We start from the raw sequence: 25,729 nt of genomic DNA on the forward strand, positions 1-25,729 counted from the left end.
CTTATGTATTGACGCCGTCGAATCCTGCTACCTACTGTGACCCACGTCACGGGTGGCCCTGCGTCACCTGTCCTGGGAGACGTCCGGTGCTCCATGCCCGGACCACGCGCCCGCCCCCCGTCGCTCCACCCCCGCTTGGTCTCCAGAAGGCAGGACAGCATGAGCAGGTTCGGTTCATCCGCCGCACGGGTCAGGACATCGGTCGCAGGGGTGGTGGCCGCGGCCGTCGCCGCCGGCGGCCTGGCCGCCGCCCCCGCCACTGCGGTCACGCCCCAGGGCGCCACTGGCGCGACGCCGGGCGCCGCTGGTGCTGCGGCCCTCGCCGAGCCGACGTACGACGTCCTGGTCTTCAGCAAGACGACGGGCTTCCGGCACGGGTCGATCGGGGCGGGCATCCGCGCGATCGAGCGTCTGGGCGCGCAGTACGGCTTCAACGTGGATGCCACCGAGGACGCCACGCAGTTCACCGCCGCCAACCTCGAGCAGTACGAGGCCGTCGTCTGGCTGTCCACCACCAGCGACGTGCTCAACGACACCCAGCAGGCCGCGTTCGAGGACTACATCCAGGCCGGTGGCGGCTACGTCGGCGTCCACGCCGCCTCCGACACCGAGTACACGTGGCCCTGGTACGGCGAGCTCGTGGGCGCCTACTTCCAGAGCCACCCCGCCGGCACGCCCACCGCGACCATCGACGTCGAGGACAAGAGCACGCCGTCCTCGTGCGCGCTGCCGGACCGCTGGGAGCGCACCGACGAGTGGTACAACTTCCAGTCCAAGGACAACCCGGTCGTCAACGGCGGCGGCACCGACTACAGCCCGCGGGTCAACCCCAACATCAACGTCATCGCGTCCCTCGACGAGTCCACCTACGTCGAGAACGACGGCAACGCCACCGACGACGACCACCCGATCGCCTGGTACCAGGAGTTCGACGGCGGTCGCAGCTTCTACACCGGCGGCGGCCACACCGACGCCTCCTTCTCCGAGCCGCTCTTCCGACTCCACCTGCTCGGCGGCATCGAGTACGCCGCGGGCCAGGCCTCCGACGCCTGCACCCCGCCCCCGCCGACCGACGCCTCCTTCGAGCAGGTCACCCTCGCCAAGGGCGTCGACAAGGTCGGCGAGCCGATGAGCATCTCGGTGCTGCCCGACGGCCGGGTGCTGCACAACGCCCGCGACGGCCGCATCTTCCTGACCGACCTCGAGGGCAACACCACGCTCCTCTACGACGTGCCGATCTACTCCCACGACGAGGACGGGCTGCAGAGCCTGACGGTGAGCCCGACCTTCGAGGAGGACGGCTGGGTCTACCTCTACTACGCCCCGCCGCTCGACACCCCCGCCGGCGACGCGCCCAACGAGGGCACCGCAGAGCAGTTCGAGGCGTGGAAGGGCCACAACGTCCTGACCCGGATGAAGATGGTCGACGACGACCTCGACCCGGCCACCGAGCAGGTGCTGCTGGAGGTCGAGGCCGACCGCGGCATCTGCTGTCACGCCGGTGGTGCCATCGACTTCGACGCCGACGGCAACCTCTACCTGTCCACCGGTGACGACTCCAACCCGTTCGCCTCCGACGGCTACGCGCCGCTCGACGAGCGGCCCACCCGCAACCCGGCCTACGACGCCCAGCGCAGCTCGGCCAACACCAACGACCTGCGCGGCAAGGTCCTGCGCATCACCCCCGACCCGACCGAGGCGGACTACACCGTGCCGGAGGGCAACCTCTTCCCGGAGGCCTCCGACAGCCAGGGCAAGACCCGCCCCGAGATCTACGCGATGGGCTTCCGCAACCCGTTCCGGATGACGGTCGACAAGCGCACCGGCTACGTCTACCTCGGTGAGTACGGCCCGGACGCCGGCGGCGCCAACCCCAACCGTGGGCCCGGGGGCATCGTGGAGTTCAACCAGATCCGCGAGGCCGGCAACTTCGGCTGGCCCTACTGCACCGGCTCCAACACCCCGGCCGAGACCTACAACGACTGGAACTTCGCGACCAACGCCACCGGTCCCAAGTTCGACTGCACCGCACCGGTCAACAACAGCCCCCGCAACACCGGACTGACCAACCTGCCGCCGGCCCAGCCCGCCTGGATCAAGTACGACGGCGGCAACGTCACCTACAACGGTGTCACCACCAACGAGTTCGGCGGTGGCGGCGAGGGCCCGATGGCCGGCCCGGTCTACAACTTCGACCCCGAGCTCGAGTCGGACGTGAAGTTCCCCGAGTACTTCGACAACCACTTCTTCGCCGGCGAGTGGACCCGCGGCTGGATCCGCGACGTCGCGATGGACACCGAGGGCGACGTGGTCGGCATCGACCCGTTCTTCGACTCCATGACGCTCTACGCGGCCATGGACATGGAGTTCGGCCCTGACGGCTCGCTCTACGTCCTCGACTACGGCAACGGCGGCTACTTCACCGGCAACGAGAACTCCGCGGTCTACAAGATCAACGCCATCAACGAGGGCGCCCGCTCACCCTCGGCGTCCGCGAGCGCCACCCCCGACTCGGGTGCCGCGCCCCTGGAGGTGGAGTTCTCGAGCGAGGGCTCGAGCGACCCCGACGCGGGTGACGCGATCGAGCTCTACGAGTGGGACTTCCAGAACGACGGCACGGTGGACTCGACCGAGCCCAACCCGACCTTCACCTACACGCAGACCGGCGTCTACGACGCCCGCCTGACCGTCACGGACAGCACCGGGCGCACCGGTGTGGCCACCGCGGTGGTCACCGTCGGCAACACCCGCCCGGTCGTCGAGATCGAGCTGCCGCCCAACGGAGCGTTCTTCGAGTTCGGCGACTCCGTACGGGTCAAGGTCAACGTGACCGACCCCGAGGACGGGGAGGTCGACTGCTCGAAGGTCGAGATCGACTACATCCTGGGCCACGACTCGCACGGCCACCCGCTCAGCTCGCGCACCGGCTGCGACGTCGTCCTGCCGACCGTGCGGGACGAGGGGCACGACGCCTCCGCCGACATCTTCGGCGTCATCAACGCCAGCTACACCGACGAGGGTGCCGACGGCGTCCGCACCCTGACCGGTGAGGACGAGGTCGTCCTGCAGCCCAAGCGCAAGCAGGCCGAGCACTTCGACAGCCAGCAGGGCGTCGCCACCGAGGCGGCGACCGACCCGCTCGGTGGCTCTCGCAACCTGTCCAACATCGACGCCGGCGACCACGTGTCCTACGCGCCGATCAGCCTCTACCAGGTGCCGAAGCTGCGCTTCCGGGTCGCCTCCGCCGGAGCCGGCGGCACCATCGAGGCCCGGCTCGACAGCCCCACCGGACCGCTGGCCGGCTCGGTCGACGTACCCGTGACCGGCGGCTGGCAGCAGTGGCAGTTCGTCGACATGGACATCGCAGCGTCGGCGCAGGAGGGATCGCACGAGCTGTTCCTCGTGTTCACCAACGACAACCCCTCGGCCACCGGCCTGTTCAACGTCAACTTCTTCGACGCCGCCGGCAAGGGCGTCTCGGTCAACTCGCGGCCCCAGGTGGGCGCCGAGGGCACGCCGCGACAGGGCACGGCCCCGCTGACCGTGGACTTCACCGGCACGGCGTCGGACTACGACGGCGACGAGCTGACCTACAAGTGGGACTTCGGCGTCCCCGGTGACGGCGACACCGCCACCACCCTCGACGCCGAGTACACCTACACCGAGCCGGGCACCTACAACGCCCGCCTGACCGCGACCGACCCCTCGGGCGCCACCGGCTCCTCCACGGTGCCGATCCGGGTCCTCAACTCCTGCGGCGCCCAGCAGTCCGACGAGTTCGACGGCACGTCGCTGGACGGCAAGTGGGACGTCATCCGCGACAGCGGCGAGTGGAGCGTCGAGAACGGCGGCCTCCAGCTGCCGATCAACAGCGGCAGCCTCTACGGCGTCGGCGGCAACGCCGAGGACATCATCGTCCAGCAGGCTCCCGACGGCGCGTGGGAGGTGACCGCCAAGATCACCGCCGAGGTGACCGAGAACTACCACCAGGCGGGGCTGCGGCTCTACTCCGACGACGAGAACTGGGCCTCGGTCCACCTCATCTCGGCCGGCGGCATCCGCGACGTCGAGTTCATCTACGAGGCGCAGGGCAACCCGCGCAACGACGCCGCGGACAAGCTGGGCGGAGTCCCGGCAGGCTTCCCGTCGACCTACTACGTGCGTCTCATCTCGGACGGCACCGACCTGCGGGCGGCCTACTCCGCCGACGGCGAGACGTTCTCGTCGGTCGGCCGGCCGGCTCCGCTGAGCACGTTCGCCGAGCCCAAGATCGGCCCGACCGCGGTCTCGGGCGGCGCGGCGTCCTCGCCGACGGCGACGTTCGACTGGATCCGGTTCGAGCCCGACGGCACCAGCGGGGCCACCGACCCGACCGACGAGTTCGAAGGCAACGGGCTGGACGAGTGCCGCTGGAACGCCATCGTGCGCGAGGACGCCTCGCTGTACGACGTGGCGGACGGTGCCCTGACCATCAACGCCACCACGGGCGACCTCTACCAGGACTCCGACGCGTCCGGCACGAGGAACCTCATCCTGCAGTCCGACGCCAACACGACCGAGGACTACTCGATCGAGACGCGGATGTCGACGACGTTCACCGACGGCTACGCACAGGGCGGGCTGATCATCTACGGCGACGACGACAACTACGTCAAGCTCGACCCGATCTCCGACGTCAACGCGGGCCGGATCAACCGGATCGAGCTCCGCTCGGAGTCCGGCGCCGCGATCCTCAACCCGCAGCCCGAGCTGGCCGCGCCGGCCAACGTCACGTCCTACCGGCTCCGCCTGACCAAGACCGGCACCAGCTATCTCGGCGAGGCCGCGTTCGACGGAGGTGACTGGCAGGTCATCGGCACCGTGCCCAACCCGACGGCCGACATGGACTTCGGCCTGTTCGCGCTCGGGGTCCAGCAGCCCGACCGGACGGCGACGTTCGACTACTTCAGGGTCACGCCGGCCGAGGCGGCCAACCGCCCGCCCGTCGCCGACGACGACACCGCCGTCACCACGGCGGGCAAGGCCGTCACCATCCCCGTCCTGGACGGCGACACCGACCCCGACGGCGACACCCTCGCCGTCGAGGCGGTCACCGCTCCCGGCGACGGAGCGGCAACGGTCAACGACAACGGCACCGTCCGCTACGTGCCGGACGCCGGGTTCGTCGGCACCGACACCTTCGACTACACCGTCGTCGACGGCAACGGTGGCAGCGACACGGGCACCGTCACGGTGACGGTGACCGAGGACTGCGGGCTCGAGACACCGGACGACACGTTCGAGGGCGGCAGTCTCGACACGTGCCGGTGGAACGCGATCGTGGCCGCGGACCCGACGAAGTACCGGGTGGCGGACGGGCGCCTGTTCCTGACCACGACGCCGGGTGAGATCTACCTGGGCGGCACGGGCAAGTCCAACCTCGTCCTGCAGTCGGCCGACCACGCCGGTGACGACTGGACCCTGGAGACCCACGCCGACGTCTCGAAGCTCGACGGGGGCTACAGCCAGGCCGGCCTGATGGCCTACGCCGACGACGCCAACTACGTGAAGCTCGTCGTCATCTCCGACCAGGACAAGCCCGCACCCAACCGGGTCGAGCTGCGCTCCGAGGTCGACAACGTGATCGTCGGGACCAACCCGCAGCCCGAGCTGCCGATCCCCGCCGGCACCGACCTGACCGACATGAGGTTCCGGCTCACCAAGACCGGGACGAGCTATGCCGGTGAGGCCTCCTTCGACGGCGGTGAGACCTGGGAGGACCTCCCCAGGCCGGTCGACAACGAGATGGTCGCGCCACGCTTCGGCGTCTTCGCCGCGGGAGTGCTGCAGGAGGGTGACGAGGTGTCCTTCGACGCCTTCCTGGTCGACGGCGAGGACCCGGTCGAGCCGGTCAACTCGGCGCCGAAGGCCGTCGACGACACCGCGACCACGCCCCAGGGCACGGCCGTCGACGTCAAGGTGCTGGCCAACGACACCGACGCCGACGAGGGTGACGAGCTGTCCGTGGCCTCGGTGACCGATCCTGCGCACGGCACGGCCGTGGCGGCCGCTGACGGCACGGTCACCTACACCCCGGACGCCGGCCACACCGGCACCGACTCGTTCGACTACGTCGTCACCGACGGGACCGACTCCGACACCGGCACGGTGACCGTCACGACGACCAAGAAGGACGTCGAGCCGCCGGCCCCGGGCATCCCGGACACGACGATCACGGGCTCGCCGCGTGACGTCACGAGGGCCAAGACCGCCAACATCCGGTTCGCGGCCACCGGCCCGGGCGCGGCGGGAGCGTCGTTCGAGTGCTCGCTCGACGGCGCCGCCTGGCAGGCCTGCACCTCGCCCAAGGTCTACCGGGACCTCGACGCCGGGGAGCACGAGGTGCGGGTCCGCGCCGTGGGTGCCGGCGGCACCGACGCCACGCCGGCCACGGCGACCTGGACGGTGGACCGCACCGGACCGCGCGTCCGGAAGCTGACGCCGAAGGGCACGAGCCGCGACCGTACGCCGAAGGTCGCCGCGGTCGTCACGGACGGGCTGTCCGCGGTCCGCTCCGGTGACCTGAAGCTGTTCGTCGGCGGGGACCGGGTCCGGGGCGTGCGCTACGACGCCCGCAAGGACCGGATGTCGTGGACGCCCAAGCGCGCCCTGTCGCCCGGTCGCTACACCGTGCGCCTCGTCGCGGAGGACGCGCTCGGCAACCGCACGGTCGAGAAGTGGAGGTTCACCGTCCGCTGACCCAGCGGACCGCTCCACACGCCGCGCCGGCCGCCGGGGGAGACCCGGCGGCCGGCGCGGCGTACGTCGTTCCCGGGCCTCGCCCCGGAGGTCATGGCGGACGGTCGTGCCAGCGGCCGCCAGCCATGACGTACGTCGACAGGGTCATGGCGCGCGGTCGTCCGGGCGCCCTGCTGCCATGACGTCAGGCCGCCATCGCCGTCGGGCTGGCCGCGCGACGGGTCCGAGGACCCGACCAGAGGACCTGACCGGGTGGGGCGGCACGGCCGGGTGCGAGGTGGCGTTCGGCCCTGCCGACACCGGCCGGGATGGGGTCTGGTGGAGGTCTGGGCTGTCGTGCGACCGCAGAGGAGTGATGCCGGTGAGCGCCATCGAGGTGAGCGGACTGGTGAAGGACTTCGGCCAGGGGACCAGGGCCCTCGACGGTCTCGACCTGACCGTCGAGGCGGGGGAGGTGCACGGCTTCCTGGGGCCCAACGGGGCGGGCAAGACCACGACGATCCGGGTCCTGCTCGGGATGCTGCGCGCCGACGCCGGCCACGTCGCCCTGCTCGGCGGCGACCCGTGGCGCGACGCGGTGGCGCTGCACCGGCGGCTGGCCTACGTGCCGGGGGAGGTGAACCTCTGGCCCAACCTGACCGGCGGCGAGGTGATCGACCTGCTGGGCGACCTGCGCGGTGGGCTCGACCCCGCCCGCCGCTCGGACCTGCTGGACCGCTTCCAGCTCGACCCGACCAAGAGGGTCCGCGCCTACTCCAAGGGCAACCGGCAGAAGGTCGCCCTGGTGGCGGCGTTCTCGTCGGACGTCGAGCTCTACCTCCTCGACGAGCCCACCTCCGGGCTGGACCCGCTGATGGAGGCGGTGTTCCAGGACGTCGTCCAGCAGCTGCGCGCCGCCGGGCGGAGCATCCTGCTGTCGAGCCACATCCTGTCGGAGGTGGAGGCGCTGTGCGACCGCGTCACGATCATCCGCGCGGGGCGGGCGGCCGAGACGGGCACGTTCGACGAGCTCCGCCACCTGACCCGGACGTCCGTGGTCGTCGACACGGTCGAGCCGCTCGGGTCGGTCGCCGGATGGGCGGGCGTGCACGACGCGCACGCCCGCGACGGCCACGCCGAGTTCAGCGTCGACCCCAGCGAGCTCAACCACGTGCTCCAGCGCCTGGTCGCCCTGGGCGTGCGGTCGATGACCACCTCGCCGCCCACCCTGGAGGAGCTGTTCATGCGTCACTACGGCGACGACCTCAGTGGGGCCGACGGCCGCGGCGACGCCGAGGCGGTGCCACGATGAGCGGGTTCACCGGGACGGTCCGTCTGGTGCGGCTGGCCCTGCGTCGCGACCGATTCCTCCTGCCGGCGTGGATCCTGGGCATGGCCGGCTTCCTCGCGGCCACCACGGCGATGTTCGACGACAGCTACGCCACGCACCCCGAGCTCCTCGAGCCCGACACCCGGATCGTCGTGGAGAACCCGGGCATGCGCGTGCTCGGCCTCGCGACCGGTGCGAGCGTCGGCGCCTACGCCCTGCACCGCGACGCCCTGACGCTCGCCGTGCTCGCGGCCATGATGAGCGTGCTGGCCGTGGTCCGGCACACCCGCCAGGCCGAGGAGCTGGGCCGCCAGGAGGTGCTCGCGGCCGGTGTGGTCGGCCGGTACGCCTCGCTCGCCGCGGCCGTCGTCGTGGCCCTCGCCGCCAACGTCGTCCTGTCCCTGGCGTTGGGCCTCGCCCTGGTCGCGAGTGGCCAGCCCGTCCCGGGGTCGATGGCGGGAGGTGCGTCGATCGCCCTCGTGGGGGTCGCCTTCAGCGGCGTCGCGGCGGTGACCTCCCAGCTGGTCTCGACCACGCGCGGAGCGACCGGCCTCGCCGGGGCGACCCTCGGCGCGTCGTTCGCGCTCGCCGCGTTGGGCAACATGCTCGGCAGCGTCGACTCCGCCGCGCTCCGCGTGACCAGCGCCTGGCCCGCGTGGCTGTCCCCGATCGGCTGGGGGCAGCAGGTGCGGCCGTTCGCCGACGACCTGTGGTGGCCGGTGGCCCTGGCTGCGGCCCTGACCGCCATCCTCGTCGCGACGGCGCTCGTGCTCATCGACCGGCGCGACGTCGGGCGGGGCATGTGGCCCGAGCGCCGAGGTGCTGCCCACGCGAGACGGGAGCTGCTCAGCCCGACGGGCCTGGTCTGGCGGCTCCAGCGGGGCACGCTGCTCGGGTGGGCCGCGTTCCTGGTCGGCTTCGGGCTGATCTTCGGGGCGCTCAGCGATCGCATCCAGGACCTCCAGGGCGCGGCGACCGAGTGGTACGCCTCGTTCGGGGGCGACGTCGACCTCGTCGGCGCCTACTGGGCCTCGATGATGCAGATCGCTGCGATGGCTGTGGTGATCTACGTCGTCACGCTGGTGCTCCGGCTCCACCACGACGAGGCCCAGGGCAGCCTCGAGCCGGTGCTCGCCACCGCGGTCTCGCGCTTGCGCTGGCTGGCGGCGTACGCGCTCCTCGCACGCGAGCGCGCCGCCGACCTGCCCGGCGACGAGCTGGTCCGGCGCCCGCAGATGGTGATGGACCACGGCGCCACCATCCGGGCGCGGCCCGAGGACGTCTGGCCCTGGCTGACCCAGATGGGCTGGCACCTGGGTGGCTACTACACCCCGCACTGGGTGGACCGGCTGCTGTTCCCCGACAACTGGGCCAGCCTCGACCACCTGGACCCGCTCCTGGTGCGGGACCTGCGCGTCGGCGACGTCATCCCCGACGGCGCGCCCGGCACGGCCTTCTTCCGCGTGGCACGCGTCGACCGGCCCCACCTCCTCGTGCTGAGGTCGCAGACGCACCTGCCTCCCGGATGGGCGGAGAAGCACGGCGCACGGATCACGTGGACGTGGACCGTCCACCTGACCGTGGTGCCGGGCACCGGGACCCGGGTCCACCTCAGGGTGCGCGGTCGCGTGCGTCCGTGGTGGTTGGCCGCGCACTACGTCCTGACCATCGTCCCCGCCGACTTCGTGATGTCCACGGGGATGCTGGCCGGGCTCAGGAGACGGGCCGAGTCCGGCGCCGCTCCCCGGCCGTCGGGGCGCGAGCCCCTCCGCCAGGAGCTGTACGTCGACGGATGAGCGGGAGCGAGCCGGCCGGCGCGTCACCCAAAGGGGGCAGATCGGCCGGTTCGCCGGACGCGGCGCGCCCCCCCGGTTAGCGTTGAGGTCCGGCCACGCGACCTCGCGTGGAGGAGCACGATCGCGGAGGACCCCGGGTGCTGACCCTGCTCGCCACCCTCATGGCCGGCGCCGGACTGGTGCTCGCCGCGCTGGCCGCCTACGTCGCCTGGCGCCGGGGCACGCATATGGGCTGGAGCCTGGCGGTGATGCTCGTCGCCGTCGCGTGGTGGGGGACGGCGTACGCCGTGGAGCTCACCGTCGATGAGGTCGCGGTGAAGAGCTGGTGGGGCGACCTCAAGTACGTCGGCATCGTCACGCTCGCCCCGGCCTGGATGGTCTTCGTGCTGCAGTACACCGGCCGGGGCCAGCTGGTCACGCGCCGGCTGGTGACGCTGCTCGCCGTGCCCCCGGTCGTCGCGTTGACGGTCCTGGCGGTCCCGGCCACGCACGACCTCGTTCGTTACTACCCGGCGACGGCCCGCGCCGAGGAGCTGCCGATCGTCGAGACGGGGCCGGCGTTCTGGGCGATCTTCGCCTACAACAACCTGCTGCTCGTCGGCGCGACGGTGCTCTTCGTCGCCAGCATGGTGCGCCTGGCGCGGACCTACCGCCGGATGGCCATGGTGCTGCTGTCGTCGGCGCTGCTCCCGTGGGCGGCCAACATCCTGCACAACCTGGAGGTCGGCTGGTTCGCCCGGATCGACCTGACCCCCTTCGCGTTCACCGTCACCGGCGGGTTGCTCGTGTGGGGGTTGTTCGAGGAGCGCCTCGTCGACCTGGCCCCGCTGGCCCGCAGCGCGGTCGTCGAGAGCATGGTCGACGCCGTGTTCGTCATCGACGCGTTCGAGCGCATCGTCGACGTCAACCCCGCCGCCGTCGCGCTCTCGGGCAGGCCGCGGGGCGAGCTGGTCGGCAGGCGGGTGGGCGACCTGCTGGACACCTCCGGGGTCGCCGAGGTCGGACCCGGCGGCCTCGAGCTGGTGGACGTCGCCAGTGGCAACCGGCGGACCTTCGACGTCAGCCAGCAGCCGCTCACCGACATCTCCGGGCGGATGGCCGGAGAGCTGGTCGTGCTCCGCGAGGTGACCCAGCGGGTCCGCGACCAGCAGCGACTGCAGCAGGTGCTGGACGACCGGTCGCGGGTCGCGGCGACCCTGCAGGCCAGCATGGTGCCGACGAGGCTGCCCGACGTCCCGGGGTGCGAGCTCGCCAGCCGCTACGTCCCGGCCGGGGACGGCGGCGAGATCGGCGGCGACTTCCTCGACGTCTTCGCGCTGGACGAGCAGTCGTGGGCCTTCGTGCTCGGCGACGTCAGCGGCAAGGGCGCGGAGGCGGCCGCCGTCAGCGCCGCCACCCGATACACGCTGCGTGCCCTCGCGCGTCCCGGGCTGACGCCCGCGGCGACCCTGCGCGAGGTCAACGCCGTGCTGCAGGCGCAGACGGAGTCCGAGCGGCACTGCACGCTCGTGCACGGCCAGCTGCGGCCTCCCCGCGGGGACGACGACCCCTCCGCACCGCTCCGCATCACCCTGTCCCTCGCCGGCCACCACATGCCGCTCGTGCTGCGGACGGACGGCGAGGTCGAGGAGGTCGGGACGCTCGGCACCGCCCTCGCGCTGTTCGACGACCCCGAGCTGCACGACGCCGAGGTCGAGCTCGCCCCGGGCGAGGTGTTGTGCGTCTTCACCGACGGACTGGTGGAGGCACGACGCGGCCGGGACCAGTTCGGCTCCGAGCGGACCGCCGAGCTGCTGCGCGCCCATCGAGACCTCTCCGCGGACGGCTTGGCGGGGGCGGTGCTCGACGGGGTCCGCGCCTTCCACGGCGACCAGCTCGTCGACGACCTGGCGTTGCTGGTGATCAGGTACGACGCCTCGACCCGCAACGTCACCCGGATCAGGTGAAGCCACCCGGGACGTCCGTCGCGAGCGTTGGCACATGGCGGACCGGCCCAACATCCTCGTCATCTGGGGAGACGACATCGGGCTCAGCAACCTGAGCTGCTAAAGCGACGGGTTGATGGGCTACCGGACACCTCACATCGACCGCATCGCCGACGAGGGCGTCCGCTTCACCGACTACTACGGGGAGCAGAGCTGCACCGCCGGGCGGGCCGCGTTCATCACCGGCCAGAACCCCTACCGCACGGGCCTGACCAAGGTCGGCTCCCCCGGGGCCGACACCGGGATCCGCCCGGAGGACCCGACGATCGCGACGGCGTTGAAGGACCTCGGCTACGCGACCGGTCAGTTCGGCAAGAACCACCTGGGCGACCGCGACGAGTTCCTGCCCACGATGCACGGCTTCGACGAGTTCTTCGGCAACCTCTACCACCTCAACGCGGAGGAAGAGCCCGAGCTGCCGGACTACCCCACCGAGGAGGACTTCCCGGGGTTCCGCGAGCGCTTCGGCCCGCGCGGCGTCGTGCACTGCTGGGCCGACGGCGAGGGCGGCCAGCGGGTCGAGGACACGGGACCGCTCACCAAGGAGCGGATGAAGACCGTCGACGACGAGGTCGTGCCGGAGGCCCTGCGCTTCATGTCGGAGGCCGCGGACGCCGACAAGCCCTTCTTCGTCTGGCTCAACACCACCCACATGCACTTCCGCACCCACGTCAAGGACGGGAGCCGGGGGCGCGCGGGTCGGTGGCAGTCGGAGTACCACGACACGATGTGCGACCACGACGACCTGGTCGGCGAGGTGCTCGACTTCCTCGACGACAACGGGCTGGCCCAGGACACCATCGTCATGTACTCCACGGACAACGGGCGCACATGAACTCCTGGCCGGACGCCGGGATGACCCCCTTCCGCAACGAGAAGAACTCCTGCTGGGAGGGCGCCTACCGGGTGCCGGCGGTGGTGCGGTGGCCCGGCCGGATCCCTGCGGGCCGGGTGCTCAACGGCATCGTCAGCCACAGCGACTGGTTCGTCACGCTGCTCGCCGCCGCCGGGGACCCCGACGTGGCGGAGCGGCTCAGGGGCGGGACCGAGCTCGACGGCCGGACCTACAAGGTCCACCTCGACGGTCACGACCAGCTCGACTACCTGACCGGCAAGGTGGACGCGAGCCCCCGGCAGCACTTCTTCTACGTCTCCGACGACGGCGACCTGACCGCCATGCGGTTCGACAACTGGAAGCTCGTCTTCCTCGAGCAACGAGCCCCGGGGACGCTGCAGGTCTGGGCCGAGCCCTACACCCAACTGCGGGTACCCAAGGTGTTCAACCTGCGCACCGACCCCTATGAGCGGGCCGACATCACGTCCAACACCTACTACGACTGGCTGCTGGACCACGCGTTCCTGATCGTGCCGGCACAGATGTACGTCGCGCGCATGGTCGCCGTGCTGGCCGAGTTCCCGGCGCGCCAGGAGCCGCCCAGCTTCAGCGTCGACAAGGTGCTGGCCAGGCTGCAGAGCGGCATCGGCAGCAGCTGACATGGCCGTCGACCTCGGGGGCGGGTTCTTCACGATGGGTTCGGACGAGCACTACCCGGAGGAGGCGCCGACCCATCGGGTCAGGGTCGGCCCCTTCTCGATCGAGGCGACAGCGGTCACCAACGCGGAGTTCGCGGCGTTCGTCGCAGACACCGGTCACGTCACCGTCGCTGAGCAGCCGCTCGACCCGGCCGACTACCCCGGCGCGCGGCTCGAGAACCTCGTCCCCGGGTCCATGGTCTTCACCCCCACCCGGGGTCCGGTCGACCTGCGACACCTCAGCCAGTGGTGGCGGTGGAAGCCCGGCGCCAGCTGGCGTCACCCCCCGGCCCGAAGAGCTCGATCGACGGCCTCGAGGACCATCCGGTGGTCCACGTCGCCCACGCCGACGCACGCGCCTACGCCGCGTGGGCCGGTGCCGCGCTCCCCACCGAGGCGGAGTGGGAGTACGCCGCGCGCGGCGGCCTCGAGGGGGCGACGTACACCTGGGGTGACGAGGTGCGACCGGGCGGCAGGATCATGGCCAACACCTGGGACGGCCCGGACTTCCCGTGGCGCAGCACGGGGGAGAGCGGCTTCCTGCGCACGGCCCCGGTGGGCAGCTTCCCGCCCAACGGCTACGGCCTCTACGACATGGCCGGCAACGTCTGGGAGTGGACGGACGACTGGTGGACCGACCGGCACCCCGACGGCGCCGGCTCGACCTGCTGCGCGCCGGAGGACCCGCGCGGCGGCGACCTGGAGGCCAGCTACGACCCGGCACAGCCGCAGTTCCGCGTGGGCCGGAAGGTCGTCAAGGGCGGCTCGCACCTGTGCGCCGACACCTACTGCCTGCGCTACCGTCCGGCGGCACGCCGGCCGCAGCCGGTCGACACCGGCACGAGCCACATCGGGTTCCGCTGCGTACGACGTCCCGCGACCGGCGCGGACGCGAGCGGCTGACCGCCCTGCCCTACGAAGTCATTGCCCCCGTGGCGGCGCGGTCAGGCGGCGCCGCGGCGCTTGTCCCACCAACCCCAGGCGAGGGTGAGCAGCAGCGCCCCGACGAAGGAGCCGATCAGGCCGCTGGGGCGCAGCTCGAGACCGTCTCCGGCGAGCAGGCTCACCAGCAGACCGCCCACGAAGGAGCCGACCAGGCCGGTCACGATGGCGATCGTCCAGTTCACGTCGCGCATCGACCGGCCGAGCACCAGCTGCGCCAGACCGCCGGCCAGCAAGCCGAACACGATGATGGCGAGGATCAACATGGATGGAGCGTAGTGCTTCGTGGGGGCCCACTGTGTGATCTCGCAGGTGTGGTGCTCCGGACGGGACGGAAAGGGCCGGAGGTCACGGTCGACGGGGGACCGGTGGCCCCGGCCCCGGGCCGGCATGAGGACCAGACTGGTCACCGTGAGGAGGTCACCATGGAACGCCTGACGCCGCTGTCCTACGCGTTCCTCGCCGCCGAGGTCGCCGACCCGGCGGCCTGCCTCGTCATCGGCTCGCTGGCGGTGCTCGACGGGCCTCCGCCGCGTGTCGACGAGGTCCGCAGGGTCGTCGCCTCGCGGTTGCCGGCGGTCCCGCGCTACCAGCAGCGGGTCGTGCCCGGGAGGTTCGGGCTGCGGGCTCCCTCGTGGCAGGCCGCGCCCGACCTCGACCTCCGCCACCACGTCACGGTGCGGCGGGTGCGGGCGCCGGGCGGCCGGGCGGAGGTGGCGGCGCTCATGGCCGAGGTCATGGCGCAGCGGATGGATCGCGAGCGACCGCTCTGGGACGTGACCCTGGTCCGCGGCCTGTCCGACGGCCGCTGGGGCGTGCTCTCCCGCGTGCACCACACGCTGGCCGACGGTGTGTCCGGCACCGGTCTCTACCGCATGGTGTTCGACTCGGAGGCCCCCGAGACCGAGCCGCCGCCGACGCCGCCCCGAGCGGCACCGGGCGTCACCCGGGGGAGCATCGTGGCGGCGGTCCGCGGTGCCCTCACGCTCGGCACCGCGGTGCTGCCGGTGGCGCGTGAGGGCCTGCTCGGGCACCTCGACGGGACCCGGCGCTACGCGTGGACGGAGGTCGGCATCGCCGAGACCGCGGACGTCCGGCGCGAGCTCGGCGTCACCGTCAACGACCTCGTGCTCGCGGCGATCAGCGGCGGACTGCGCGCGCTGCTGCTCGAGCGCGGGCGTGAGCCCCACCCGCACGCCCTCCGCACCCTGCTGCCGGTGTCGTCACGAGCACCCGGCACCGCCGGCCTGCCCGGCAACGAGGTGACGCTGATGCTGTCGATGCTCCCGGTCGAGCACGACGACCCGGTGGAGCGCGTGCTGCAGGTCCACGAGCGCGTCGCCGCCCTGCGGCGGGCCCACGAGCCCGAGGCCGGCGTGGTGCTGCAGGCGCTGGCGCGCCTCGTGCCGTTCCCCGTGCTGGACCGCGGCCTGCGGTGGGGGCTGCGCCTGCCGCAGCAGCAGATCTCGACGGTGACGACCAACGTGCCAGGGCCTCGGACGCCGCTGTCGTGCCTCGACCGCCCGGTCCGGTCCCTGCTCCCGGTCGTGCCGATCGCGGACCGGGTGCGGCTCGGGTTCGCGGTGCTGAGCTACTGCGACCGCCTCGCGTTCGGCATCACGGCCGACGCGACCAGCACGCCCGACGTGGACTTCCTCGCCTCGAAGGTCGGCGAGGCGTGGCGGTCCGTCCTCGTCCCGGAGCAGGGCCGACCACGACGGGACCCGGTCGGGCACGCCCCCGAGCTGCCGTGACCGTCGGCTTCACCGCGGGGGATCCTCAGCGCTTCGCCCAGACCGCCGCCAGGCGTCCGGCCGTGGCCGCGTCGCCGAACTCGGCCCACGCGTCGGTGTCGACATCGAGCGCCCCGAGGAGGTACGCGCTGACGGCGTCGGCGACGAGCTCGACGCGGCCGGGGTCGGTGTCGGTGGTCTCGGCCACGGCCTCCCCGGCGATCCCGCCGAGCGTGTGCTCCCCGCCCGGGACGACCACCAGGTCCTTGGGCGCGGGGCTGAGGTCGTAGGCGTCGAGGAACCAGTCCGGTCCGCGCGTCGACATCTGCGACTGGTCCTCGTCGCCGGCGATGACGAGGGCTGGGATCGTCATGGTGCTGTAGTCCGGCCTCATGAACGGCAGGTGCTCCTGGGCGAAGGGCGTCAGGGAGTCGCCGGTCCCGGTCGCGGCGACGAGGACGCCGGCGGAGACGTCGGTGCGCGAGAAGTCCTCCCCGGCCTGGCCTGCGGAGTCGAGGACGCGCGCGCCGAGGAGCGCCCCGACCGTCTGGGCGCCCCACGAGTGGCCCACCAGCGCCACCCGCGACAGGTCGACGCGCTCGGCGAGGCCGGCCTCGTCGGCGACGTGGGGCAGGTGATCGAGGACTGCGTGGAGGTCGGTGATCCGGACGTGCCAGATCGAGCCGAACCGTGGGTCGTCGAACCCGATCCCGTTGCGGCGCGAGTCGAGGTGGGTGGGCTGGACGACCACGAACCCTGCGGCCGCCCACCGGTCGACGAGCGGCTCGTAGCCGTCCATCGACCACGCGTTGCCGTGCGAGAAGACGATGACGGGCAGGTCGGCACCCTGCCTGGGCGCGGTCACCTTCACCTGGAGGACCACGTCGCGCTCGTCGAAGGGTACGGCGATCGGCTTGACCGCGACGGTCTGCTGCTGTGCTGGAGTGGGCATGTCGGCTTCCTGTTCGGGGATGACGTGCCGCATACTTGACGGAACGTCGTTCCGCCACTGTAGCGGAACATTGTTCCGCGAAACAAGGAGAGCCGTGTCACCAGAGGTCGGAGCTCGCGAGGCCGGTGCCCGACGCACCCGTGAGGCGCTCCTGACCGCCGCGGCCGAGGTGTTCGTGGAGCGCGGGGTGCAGGCCCCCATCCGCGACATCGCGGCGCGCGCCGGCGTGGGCGTCGGCACGGTCTACCGCCACTTCCCGGACCGGGCCGAGCTCGTCATCGCCGTCTACCGACACCAGATCGACGCGTGCGTCGCCCTCGCCGACGAGCTGGAGGACGCGTCCGAGCCGGGACGGGCCCTCGAGGAGTGGATCGGCGCCTTCGTGGAGTTCCTCGTGACCAAGCACGGCCTCGGGGTGGCCCTGCAGTCCGACGACGCCGGCTTCCAGAGCCTGCACTCCCTCATGCTCGACAAGCTGGTCCCGGCCTGCGGGGTGCTGGTGGACGCGGCCGTCGCGGCGGACGAGCTCGACCCGAGCGTGACGGCGTACGCCCTCATGCGGGCCGTGGGCAACCTCTGCATCCTGGGGCCGGGCTACGAGCGCGATGACGCCAAGGCCATGGTGGTCCGGCTGCTCGCTGGGTGCCGGCTGACGGACGGTCGCTCCGAGCCGGCGACCTAGTCCATCTGGGTCACCCGGGTCGGGCTGACGCCCGCCCTGTCCGGGTCTTTCGCCCCATGACCGTGGGGTGCCCGGGGGCGCACGCTGGAGCGATGGAGAAGGCCGAGGCGCGTGACGTCCGACCGTCCGCCGACGAGCTGTTGGGCGCGGTGGGGCACGCGGTGATCGCGACGGACCCCCAGGGGACCGTGACGTTCTGGAACGAAGCAGCCGAGCAGCTCTACGGCTGGCCCGCCGAGGAGGCCGTGGGGCGTGACATCGCGGAGGTGACGGTGCCGGAGGTGTCCCAACGGGTGGCGGCGGAGATCATGGCTGCGCTGCGGGAGGGGCGTGCCTGGTCCGGCGGGTTCCCGGTCCGGCGCCGTGGCGGCGAGATCCTGCACGCCCTGGTGACCGACAGCGGCGTCTACCGCGACGGGGAGCTGATCGGCATCGTCGGCGCCTCGCTCAACCTCGGCGACGCCGTCCGGCACCTGATGGAGCGCTCCAGTGACGCCGCGGTCCTCGTCGACGAGCACCACGTGGTGAGCTACGCCAGTCCGGCCGTCGCGAACCTCTTCGGCTGGCCGGTCGACGCGGTCGTGGGCGCGCCCCTGGCCGACCGCATCCATCCGGACGACCGGCAGTCGTTCGACGAGCTGCTGGAAGCCGACCCGACGCGGGCCGAGCGCGTCGGCGAGCTCCGGGTCCGCACGGACGGCGCCTGGTCGTGGGTGGAGGTCGCCGTGACAGACCTCTACTCCAGCCCCGAGTCGCCGAGCCGGGTCTGCAACATCCGGCGCAGCGAGCGCCTCGCCCGCATCGAGGAGCGGGAGCGCCTCCTCGAAGCGGTCCACTCCCAGGTGCTCCAGGACCTGTTCGCGGCCGCACTCGAGCTGGACCGTGCCCTGACGCGAGCGGCACCGCCCATCGCCGCCCGCATCGATGTCGCCCGCGACGCCGTGGGGCGAGCGATGGAGACGCTCCGCGACGTGGTCAGGCCGTAGCGGCGGCGGTCGCGCCCACCCCCTCAGGGCCGGTCGGACCAGTGCTCGACCACCAGCCTCGTGGCCTGCGCGACGAGCTCGTCGTCGGTGTCGGCGTCCGCGGAGTCGTGCGACGTCAGCACGACGACGACCCAGGGCGCCCGGCCGGGAGGGTGCACCACGGCGACGTTGTTGCGGACGCCGTAGGACGCGCTGCCGCTCTTGTCGCCGACCTGCCACGAGTCCGGCACGCCTGCCCTGACCAGGCCCGCTCCCGTGACGCTGTCGCCGAGCTCGTCGTTGAGGAGCCGTCGGTCGGCACGGTCGAGCGCCTCGCCGAGTGCCAGCTCCTGCACGGTGCTCGCGAGCGCTCGCGGCGTGCTGGTGTCGCGGACCTCCCCGGGCTCCCAGTCGTTGAGGTCGGGCTCGACCCGGTCGACCGAGGTGACGGTGTCACCCAGCTCGGCGAGACGTCGGTCGACGGCGCCGGGGCCGCCGACGAGGTCGAAGAGTACGTTGGTGGCGGTGTTGTCGCTGAGGGTGAGCGCGGCGTCGATGAGCTGGCGAACGGTCATGCCGTCCTCGACGAACATCTCGGTGATGGGGGAGTAGGGCACGAGGTCGGCTTCGGACCAGAACAGTCGCCGCTCGAGGTCGCGGGCCGACAGCCGGTCGAGCACCGTGGCGGCGAGCGGCACCTTCACGGTGGAGGCCATCGCGAACCGTTCGTCGGCGCGGTGGCCGACCGTCTCGCCGGTGCCGGTGTCGATCGCCACCAGGCCCAGGCGGGCGTCCCGACGCTTCTCGAGTGCCGCGAGCCGTGACCGGAGGAGCGCGGCGGGCGCCTGAGCCGGGGCCGTCGCCGCCCGCGGAGAGTCCGCTCCTCCCGCGGGTTCGGTCTCCGTCCGTGTCGGCGCGCAACCCGTGACAACGCCGATGACGGCGAGGCAGGAGAGCGCCGCGGAGGCGCTCCCGGCGCGGGCGCGGAGGTCGATGTGCGACATGTCGATGGTTTCCTCTCGGCGTGGATTCGCTGTCGTGGATATCAGAGGCTCGGATGGGCTCACGTGCCCGCGCCGCTGTCGAGCAGCCAGTGGTACTGCATCCGCAGGGCACGTTCGACCGCTGCGGCCGACGCGCCGATCCCGAGGCACAGGTTGAGCCAGGCCGGGAGCCGCACGGGTGACTGGAAGGTGCCGAGCGTCGCTGCGATCGGGGGGATCTCCGAGACGGGCCCGGCCGCCTGCAACGCGCCGAGTCCGATGCCGACGACCAGCAGCACGATCGACGCGGCTCCGATGATCGCGCTCGAGCGGGGGTGGTCGCGCGCGAACCGCATGCGACGCCCCTCGGCCGACCTCGGGTCGGGGACGAGCGCACGTGTTGTCCCGTCATGGGCGACGAAGTGGCACCGTCGCATGCCACCGGGGCTCTTGCGGACCTCGATGTGACCTCCCTCGACCAGGAACCTGGCCGGGAGCCTGGACTCGAAGCGAAGGACGCCGTCGAGGTAGAGGCCGGCTCGCACCACGCCGTTGCTGTCGCCCCCGTGCCTGACCTCGACCGTGTGCACGACCGGCGTGCCTGCGTGCTCGAGCGAGATCGAGAGCACCGAGCGCCGGAACAGCTGCCACCACCGGAAGGGGGTGAGCGGTCGACCGTCGCCCGGCCGCGCGCGCCTGGTCAGGCGTCGGTCGTTCCAGCTCTCGTTCACCGCTCGTCACCCCGGGGGAGCGTCCGTGCGGGTCCGCTCGTGCGCGTCATGAGCCACACGACCCCGGTGGCGAGGATGATCGCGGCGCTGGGAACCAGGCTCACGGGTGACCCGACGGCTGTCGCGCGGCTCTCGAGCTCGCCGCCGACGTCGAGGTGGAGGGTGGTGGCGAGCAGGAGCGCCAGGTTGTAGACGCTGTGCAGGACGACGGCGACCTCGAGGCCGCCGGTGCGCCAGGTCACGATCGCCATCGATCCGAACAGGACCAGGTAGGAGGTCAGCAGGTAGGGGTCGAGCGTTCCGTGCATGAGGGAGAAGAGCACCGTCGTCACGACGACGCCCGCCACGAGCCCGGCGCGGGCGCTGCGTGCCCATCCGCCCACGACCCGGAACATCAGTCCCCGGAACCCGTACTCCTCGCCCGCTGCTGCGAGCGGGCTGACGAGGAGCCCGCTGAGGAACATGACGATGAGGTCCGCCTGTGTCCACGTCGTCGTCGTTCCGCCCTGGGTGGCGCTGATCCCCACCGCCACCAGGACGAGGGGTCCGAAGAGCACCAACGTCCTGCCGAGGACGTCGAAGCGGAAACGTCCGGTGACCGAGTGCAGCGACCCGGGCGAGACGCCGTACAGGACGCGCTGCAGCAGCATCGAGTAGGGGATGAGCAGGGCGAGCGACAGCGACCCGGCGACGTGCCGCAGCGGCGTGAACGACTCGTCGCGCCCCAGGACCTCCCGGTCGATCACCTTCGCCGCCTCGATGAAGACGACCGAGAAGGCGACGAAGCCCACCAGCAGCAGCACGATCGTGAGCAGGCCCCGGGGGATCCGGCGCCTCTCGCCGGCGAGGACCCGGTGGTACTCCACCCCGGCCGGGACTCCCCGCGAGGGCGAGGGCAGGTCCTCCCGCAGGAGCCATGGCTGCCCGGAGGGCTGCTGGGTGGTCGTCATCGTGTTCCCCTCACGTCTCGTCAGATTAGTACGCTGTACTAACGCTACGCTGACGCTAGCACAGTGTGTTAATCCGGAGAGGAGGTGCTGACCGGTGGCTGAAGCCGCACCGACCACCAGGGACAAGATCCTGATCGCTGCGGCGACGATGCTGGGGGAGGACCCGACGGCGCGGCTGAGCGTCCGAGCGGTGGCCGCGCGCGCCGGGGTGAGCGTCGGCTCCCTGAGGCACTTCTTCCCGACCCAGCGGGAGCTCATCGACACGGTGGTCGCCGGGTTGCACGCGCTCGACGTCCCCGACGACCCGATGGACGACGTCGCGTCGAGCCCGTCCGACCGGCTGGTGAGGTGTCTCCAGGCCGTCCTCGCCGAGGTCGGGGCGGGGGAGCAGGCCCGCGACTACGTCAGCTCGCTCCACCGTGCCTACGTCGCGTCCCCTCCGGACCCCGAGTCGGAGCACACGTTCCACGCACTCGAGCGGCTCGCCGTGCAACGACTCGTCCGCTGGCTCACCGCGCTCCGCGAGGAGGGGGCGCTGGCGACGGGTGACGTCGAGCAGCAGGCTCGGTTCCTGCTCACGGTCGTCAACGGGCTCGCCCTCGAGCGCGCGCTCCCGGGAGCCCAGGCCCGGCTCACCTACGAGCTCGACACCCTCAGGATCGCCGTGTCGGCCGTCACCGTCGACTGAGGATGGCTCCCTCCGGCCGCGACATGGCCACGCCGTCGCGCGTGACTCCTGCGCGGCCGGACCTCGCTGGGCGCCACCTTCTTCCGCGTCCTGGCCACCTATGCGGAGCAGATCGGCGAGGCAGACGGTCGCCTCTACGTGTCCGGGCTCGACCCGGACATGGCCGACCTGCTGGCTCGCGCCGTCCCGGTGACCGTCCAACCCCCGGTGCGGGTCTTCGGTGCCACACCCGTCATCGGCGAGGCCACCTGGGCGGCCCTCCACGAGGCCCGAGCCTGGGTCGTCCGGTCGAGGACCTGACCCGGCACGTCAGGGCACCGGTCAGCTCCGGCAGGGACCGGGGCGAAGTCGCGGTGGCCGGCGATGTCGCGCTCGGGGACCAGCTCGAGCAGCTCGCGCCGCAGCGCCTCGTCAAGGTGGACGTCGACGGCAGCGGCGGTCTCTGCCAGTCCGTTTCAACCGAGCACGTCGACGTCGGCGTAGGGGCCGCTCCTCGCCTCGACGGGGACCAGCATCTCCACGAGCTCACCGTCGGTGACGTCCAGCGTCAGCTCGACGAAGGAGCCCACCGACAGGTCGCCCGCAGGCACGGACACCAGTGGCGCCTCGAGCAGGTCGACCGGCGTCCGGGGTGGCAGCCGGATGACATCAGCCAGCACGGCGGCGCGGACGGGCGCTCCGTCGCTCTTGATGGCGGCACCCGTCACTGCATGGGGCTTCCGCTCGGTGTTGAGCAGCGTGCCGACGACCCGACCCTGCCCTTCGCCGTCGACGACGATCGCGAAGCCGAAGGCATCGAGCTGCTCCGTACGAGCGTTGGTGCCGATCGCGACCGCACCCGGCGCCGCGTCCGAGGCTGCGTCAGAGCATCCGGACAGCAGGACCGGGCCCAGGAGGAGGCTGGTGACGAGCAGGATCCGTCGGGTCATCGGTACGTCCCTCCAGCAGCTGGGATCGGGCGAGGTGCCGTCCCGGGTGGCCACCGCACGCCGGTCAGTTCTCCGACACCTCGACCGGGAACTCCACGGACGCTCCCGGTTCGTCGCGGGGGTACACCTCGACGACGTGGGTACCCACCTCGCGGGGCATCGCGCGCCCGTCTCCGCGCCCTCCCGCCGTCGCGTCCACGGCGAAGACGTCGTCCCCCTCGGGATCCAACAGGCGCAGCTCATAGCTGACGTCGGACTCGTTCTCGAGCACGATCGCGACAGCCTCCCCGGCCTCGGCCTCACGATCGGGCGAAGCGTCCACCTCACCGTCCTCGGACACGTGGAACCGCAGGGTCGGCGGGTTGAGCGGGACGTCGTTCTCGGCTCGCTCGCTCAGGGACGCGGTGTCACCTCGCGCGTCCTCCTGGCCGCACGACGACAGGGCGCCGGCGAGCACCAGGCACGCGGTCACCACCAGCACGACGGACCATGGTCGACCCCGACCCGGCCTCCGGCGCTGGGCCGCGCGGGTGGGTGTGTGTTCGTTGGTTCGTGTCCGAGGCATGCTTCCACCTGTAGCAGGGCGACGGTGAGAAGTCGGCGACACGACGGCCTGCCCGCAGCGTCCGCGGCGGTCGCAGCAGGGTCCGGCGCGGTCGCGGGCCACGCCGCCACGCGTGGAGGTCACGGCGCGATAACCATCTGGCGACGCTTGATAACGGCGTGAGCGTGAGGCCGGTTGTCTCCGCCGAAGGGGGCGTCATGGTGGAGGGGTAGCCAACAGAAGGAGTCGAGTCATCCATGCTCACGCTCACTGACAAGGCCCACGAAGCGGTTGCTGCCCTCTCCAGGTCGACCGTGCCCTGGCACGCGCCGGGTCTGCGCATCTGTCGCCATGCCGACCGACCCACGTTCGCCGTCAGGCGGGTGACCCTGCCCGAGGAGACGGACCTGGTCATCGACGACGACGGCGCGCGGGTGTTCCTCGGGCCCATCGCCGCCGTGCGGTTCAACGACAGCGTCCTGGACGTCCGCACCGACGAGCACGACCGCCTGCAGTTCGTCGTGCGCGCCGCCTGACGCGTTCCCGACCGTCACGAGCCCGCGCGCCCCGGCGACGGGGCGACGCGGGCGAGCTGCCCGGCTCAGGGCGCGACGATGAGCGCTTGCGGTGCAGCCGTCTTCATCCGGGTGTTGAGCCAGGTCAGCTGGCGAGAGGTCTGGTCGTTGGCGCGGTGGGCGACGTCGAGGAGGTCGCGGTCACGCAGGCCCTGCGCCCCTTGGGCGATGACGGTCCACGTCGTCTGCACCAGCGACGCGAGCACGTGCAGGTCCTGGAGGTCGCGCAGCAGCCCGATCTCGCCCTCCCTGGCCTCGGCCAGCCCGGCCGCGTGGAGCCGCTCGGGCTCGTCGACGTCGTCGGCCTCGCCGTAGCGGTCGATGATCGGGGCGAGCGCCAAGCGGTTGTCCTCCGACCACTCGGCGAGCATCTGACAGGTGTGGAAGACGTCGGCGACGTGCGCGTGGCCCTCGGCGACGGCGCGGAACGACTCGGCGAGGGTCTTCTCGCTGTGGTCGGCCAGACCGATGTACGTCGTCAGGTGCGGCATCAGGTCTCTCCCTCCATCGATGACTGCGCGGGGTCGAGCGGGTAGGCGGGGGTGTGCGTCAGCTCGGTGCTGGTGGTCGGACCTCCGCCCTGCGTGGGCCGAGGCCGGCGCTGCGGCGGCGGGGGCGGCCGGTCGGTGTCCGGAGCGGACGCCGTGGTCGTCGGCGCGGGAGACGGTCCGTCGCCGGCGCGGAGCCGGGTCACCTGGCAGGCGGCGGTCTTGAAGGTGGGCTGCTTGGAGACGGGGTCCCACACGGTCATGGTGAGCTCGTTGGCCAGCCTGCGGTTGGCGTCGTCGTGGCCTGCGCCGAGGTCGGCGTCGGGCTCCCAGTGGCCGTAGTGAAACGGCGCGAACACGGCGCCGTCCATGACGTTTCCGACCCGGGCACGCACCTCGATCGAGCCCCGGGGGGACGCCACGCGCACCCAGTCGCCCTCCTCGATCCCTCTTGCGTCGGCGTCCGCGGCGGAGAGCTCGACCCATGCGTCGGGCGCCGCGCGGTTGAGGTCGCCCGAGCGGCCGGTCTTGGTGCGGGTGTGGAACTGGTAGACCGTGCGACCGGTCGTGTAGAGCAGCGGGTGGTCCTCGGACGGCTCCTCGTGCGCCGGTGTGTACGGCGCGCCCTTGAGGAAGGCGCGGCCCGCGGGGTTCATCGCCCGGTGCTCGGTCTCGGTCACGGTGCCGCCGGTGGCGAGGTCGTGGCCGAAGGTCTCGCAGTCGTCGGTGTCGGTGGGGAACACGCCGTCGGCGTAGAGCCGGTCGGTGCCGTCGGGATGCTCCTCGTTGACCGGCCACGGGACACCGCTGGGCCCGCGCAGCTTGTCGTACGACAGGCCCGTGTAGTCGACCGGCCGCCCGGCGGTGACCGCGGCCCACGCGTCGAAGACCTCCTCCGGGGTGCGCCATCGGATGAGCGGCTGCCCGGAGTTGTTGGTGAAACCCATCGCGTCGGCGTACATCAGGAAGATGTCGAGGTCGCTGCGTGCCTCGCCCGGCGGGTCGACGGCCTTCTCGGACAGGTGGACGGTGCGGTTGACGTTGGTGTAGCAGCCGGTCTTCTCGCTCCACCCCGCCGCCGGGAGGACGACGTCGGCGAGCTCGGCGGTCTCGGTGAGGAAGAGGTCCTGGACGATGACGAAGCACTGGTCGCCTCCCAGGATCCGCCGTATCCGTGCCGACTCCGGCATCGAGACGGCCGGGTTG

21 protein-coding genes and 1 pseudogene are annotated in these 25,729 nt (G+C 71.9%); 13 read left to right on the forward strand and 9 right to left on the reverse strand.

The genetic code is table 11. The features are described 5' to 3' along the window. Positions 1-159: 159 nt before the first annotated feature. From NCI01_RS21005 to NCI01_RS21035, 7 genes and pseudogenes are all read left to right on the forward strand, one after another. Positions 160-6,738, forward strand: a complete 6,579-nt coding sequence (locus tag NCI01_RS21005; RefSeq protein WP_254183444.1) for a ThuA domain-containing protein — start codon at positions 160-162, stop codon at positions 6,736-6,738. Between the two features lie 355 nt (positions 6,739-7,093). Then, on the forward strand, positions 7,094-8,029 hold the full coding sequence (locus NCI01_RS21010; protein ID WP_254183445.1) for an ABC transporter ATP-binding protein: 936 nt from the start codon (positions 7,094-7,096) through the stop codon (positions 8,027-8,029). Next, entirely contained in the window at positions 8,026-9,843 is a 1,818-nt protein-coding gene (locus tag NCI01_RS21015) for an efflux permease Rv1217c-related protein (protein ID WP_254183446.1), read from the forward strand. The genes NCI01_RS21010 and NCI01_RS21015 overlap by 4 nt, the downstream gene beginning before the upstream one ends. 137 nt (positions 9,844-9,980) lie before the next feature. Continuing rightward, complete coding sequence (locus NCI01_RS21020; RefSeq protein ID WP_254183447.1) at positions 9,981-11,789, forward strand: histidine kinase N-terminal 7TM domain-containing protein; 1,809 nt, start codon at positions 9,981-9,983, stop codon at positions 11,787-11,789. A 115-nt stretch (positions 11,790-11,904) separates the two neighbouring features. After that, positions 11,905-12,663 carry a sulfatase-like hydrolase/transferase gene (locus NCI01_RS21025; RefSeq protein ID WP_254183448.1) on the forward strand — a complete coding sequence of 253 codons (759 nt, stop codon included), beginning with the start codon at positions 11,905-11,907 and terminating at the stop codon, positions 12,661-12,663. Further along, positions 12,660-13,322 (forward strand): sulfatase-like hydrolase/transferase, encoded by a 663-nt coding sequence (locus NCI01_RS21030; protein ID WP_254183449.1) that lies wholly within the window; start codon positions 12,660-12,662, stop codon positions 13,320-13,322. Before NCI01_RS21025 ends, NCI01_RS21030 begins: the two co-directional genes overlap by 4 nt. 34 nt (positions 13,323-13,356) lie before the next feature. Beyond that, a pseudogene (locus tag NCI01_RS21035) lies at positions 13,357-14,264 on the forward strand (formylglycine-generating enzyme family protein). 41 nt (positions 14,265-14,305) lie between these two features. On the opposite strand, the gene NCI01_RS21040 reads toward NCI01_RS21035, so the two are convergent. After that, a complete protein-coding gene (locus tag NCI01_RS21040; RefSeq protein WP_254183450.1) occupies positions 14,306-14,569 on the reverse strand; it encodes a GlsB/YeaQ/YmgE family stress response membrane protein in 264 nt (87 codons plus the stop codon). 159 nt (positions 14,570-14,728) lie between these two features. Between NCI01_RS21040 and NCI01_RS21045 the strand changes: the two genes are divergently transcribed. After that, complete coding sequence (locus NCI01_RS21045; protein ID WP_254183451.1) at positions 14,729-16,057, forward strand: wax ester/triacylglycerol synthase domain-containing protein; 1,329 nt, start codon at positions 14,729-14,731, stop codon at positions 16,055-16,057. 25 nt (positions 16,058-16,082) lie between these two features. On the opposite strand, the gene NCI01_RS21050 is transcribed toward NCI01_RS21045, so the two are convergent. Further along, positions 16,083-16,988: an alpha/beta hydrolase family protein gene (locus tag NCI01_RS21050; RefSeq protein ID WP_254183452.1), complete on the reverse strand. Its 906-nt coding sequence runs from the start codon at positions 16,986-16,988 to the stop codon at positions 16,083-16,085. A gap of 94 nt (positions 16,989-17,082) precedes the next feature. Here NCI01_RS21050 and NCI01_RS21055 point away from each other — a divergent pair, with 94 nt between their 5' ends. Continuing rightward, a complete protein-coding gene (locus NCI01_RS21055) occupies positions 17,083-17,670 on the forward strand; it encodes a TetR/AcrR family transcriptional regulator (protein WP_254183453.1) in 588 nt (195 codons plus the stop codon). Between the two features lie 92 nt (positions 17,671-17,762). Beyond that, positions 17,763-18,656, forward strand: coding sequence for a PAS domain-containing protein (locus NCI01_RS21060; protein ID WP_254183454.1), 894 nt, complete (start codon positions 17,763-17,765; stop codon positions 18,654-18,656). 23 nt (positions 18,657-18,679) lie between these two features. On the opposite strand, the gene bla is transcribed toward NCI01_RS21060, so the two are convergent. From bla to NCI01_RS21075, 3 genes are read right to left on the reverse strand one after another with little or no spacing between them, the layout of a single operon-like run. Beyond that, on the reverse strand, positions 18,680-19,639 hold the full coding sequence (bla, locus tag NCI01_RS21065) for a class A beta-lactamase (protein ID WP_302182414.1): 960 nt from the start codon (positions 19,637-19,639) through the stop codon (positions 18,680-18,682). 59 nt (positions 19,640-19,698) lie between these two features. Then, positions 19,699-20,349 carry a hypothetical protein gene (locus NCI01_RS21070; protein ID WP_254183456.1) on the reverse strand — a complete coding sequence of 217 codons (651 nt, stop codon included), beginning with the start codon at positions 20,347-20,349 and terminating at the stop codon, positions 19,699-19,701. Beyond that, the gene (locus NCI01_RS21075) at positions 20,346-21,299 is read right to left on the reverse strand and encodes a CPBP family intramembrane glutamic endopeptidase (RefSeq protein WP_254183457.1); all 954 of its coding nucleotides are present in this window, start codon (positions 21,297-21,299) and stop codon (positions 20,346-20,348) included. Before NCI01_RS21075 ends, NCI01_RS21070 begins: the two co-directional genes overlap by 4 nt. Before the next feature lie 94 nt (positions 21,300-21,393). Here NCI01_RS21075 and NCI01_RS21080 point away from each other — a divergent pair, with 94 nt between their 5' ends. After that, positions 21,394-21,987, forward strand: a complete 594-nt coding sequence (locus NCI01_RS21080) for a TetR/AcrR family transcriptional regulator (protein ID WP_254183458.1) — start codon at positions 21,394-21,396, stop codon at positions 21,985-21,987. A gap of 138 nt (positions 21,988-22,125) precedes the next feature. Further along, positions 22,126-22,287, forward strand: a complete 162-nt coding sequence (locus NCI01_RS21085; RefSeq protein WP_254183459.1) for a hypothetical protein — start codon at positions 22,126-22,128, stop codon at positions 22,285-22,287. A gap of 155 nt (positions 22,288-22,442) precedes the next feature. On the opposite strand, the gene NCI01_RS21090 is transcribed toward NCI01_RS21085, so the two are convergent. Together NCI01_RS21090 and NCI01_RS21095 are read right to left on the reverse strand one after the other, a co-directional pair. Continuing rightward, positions 22,443-22,916, reverse strand: coding sequence for a hypothetical protein (locus tag NCI01_RS21090; protein ID WP_254183460.1), 474 nt, complete (start codon positions 22,914-22,916; stop codon positions 22,443-22,445). A 64-nt stretch (positions 22,917-22,980) separates the two neighbouring features. Next, complete coding sequence (locus tag NCI01_RS21095) at positions 22,981-23,397, reverse strand: hypothetical protein (RefSeq protein WP_254183461.1); 417 nt, start codon at positions 23,395-23,397, stop codon at positions 22,981-22,983. Between the two features lie 320 nt (positions 23,398-23,717). On the opposite strand from NCI01_RS21095, the gene NCI01_RS21100 reads away from it, so the two are divergent. Then, positions 23,718-23,996, forward strand: a complete 279-nt coding sequence (locus NCI01_RS21100) for a hypothetical protein (protein WP_254183462.1) — start codon at positions 23,718-23,720, stop codon at positions 23,994-23,996. A 65-nt stretch (positions 23,997-24,061) separates the two neighbouring features. On the opposite strand, the gene NCI01_RS21105 is transcribed toward NCI01_RS21100, so the two are convergent. Both NCI01_RS21105 and NCI01_RS21110 read right to left on the reverse strand, forming a co-directional pair. Further along, positions 24,062-24,526, reverse strand: a complete 465-nt coding sequence (locus NCI01_RS21105; protein WP_254183463.1) for a hypothetical protein — start codon at positions 24,524-24,526, stop codon at positions 24,062-24,064. Further along, positions 24,526-25,729, reverse strand: a 1,204-nt coding sequence (locus NCI01_RS21110) for a molybdopterin oxidoreductase family protein (RefSeq protein ID WP_254183464.1), incomplete at its 5' end; no start/stop codon positions are given. The genes NCI01_RS21105 and NCI01_RS21110, both read right to left, overlap by 1 nt.

It is taken from the genome of Nocardioides pinisoli, assembly GCF_024199985.1.
GTDB lineage: Bacteria > Actinomycetota > Actinomycetes > Propionibacteriales > Nocardioidaceae > Nocardioides > Nocardioides pinisoli.

Bases quoted from the DNA above. Each gene is read 5' to 3' on its own strand.
- NCI01_RS21030 (WP_254183449.1), top strand. From the start codon at position 12,660: ATGAACTCCTGGCCGGACGCCGGGATGACCCCCTTCCGCAACGAGAAG.
- NCI01_RS21060 (WP_254183454.1), top strand. From the start codon at position 17,763: ATGGAGAAGGCCGAGGCGCGTGACGTCCGACCGTCCGCCGACGAGCTG.
- NCI01_RS21005 (WP_254183444.1), top strand. From the start codon at position 160: ATGAGCAGGTTCGGTTCATCCGCCGCACGGGTCAGGACATCGGTCGCA.
- NCI01_RS21105 (WP_254183463.1), bottom strand. From the start codon at position 24,526: ATGCCGCACCTGACGACGTACATCGGTCTGGCCGACCACAGCGAGAAG.
- NCI01_RS21040 (WP_254183450.1), bottom strand. From the start codon at position 14,569: ATGTTGATCCTCGCCATCATCGTGTTCGGCTTGCTGGCCGGCGGTCTG.
- NCI01_RS21015 (WP_254183446.1), top strand. From the start codon at position 8,026: ATGAGCGGGTTCACCGGGACGGTCCGTCTGGTGCGGCTGGCCCTGCGT.
- NCI01_RS21100 (WP_254183462.1), top strand. From the start codon at position 23,718: ATGCTCACGCTCACTGACAAGGCCCACGAAGCGGTTGCTGCCCTCTCC.
- NCI01_RS21025 (WP_254183448.1), top strand. From the start codon at position 11,905: ATGGGCTACCGGACACCTCACATCGACCGCATCGCCGACGAGGGCGTC.
- NCI01_RS21010 (WP_254183445.1), top strand. From the start codon at position 7,094: ATGCCGGTGAGCGCCATCGAGGTGAGCGGACTGGTGAAGGACTTCGGC.
- NCI01_RS21045 (WP_254183451.1), top strand. From the start codon at position 14,729: ATGGAACGCCTGACGCCGCTGTCCTACGCGTTCCTCGCCGCCGAGGTC.
- NCI01_RS21075 (WP_254183457.1), bottom strand. From the start codon at position 21,299: ATGACGACCACCCAGCAGCCCTCCGGGCAGCCATGGCTCCTGCGGGAG.
- bla (WP_302182414.1), bottom strand. From the start codon at position 19,639: ATGTCGCACATCGACCTCCGCGCCCGCGCCGGGAGCGCCTCCGCGGCG.
- NCI01_RS21090 (WP_254183460.1), bottom strand. From the start codon at position 22,916: ATGACCCGACGGATCCTGCTCGTCACCAGCCTCCTCCTGGGCCCGGTC.
- NCI01_RS21050 (WP_254183452.1), bottom strand. From the start codon at position 16,988: ATGCCCACTCCAGCACAGCAGCAGACCGTCGCGGTCAAGCCGATCGCC.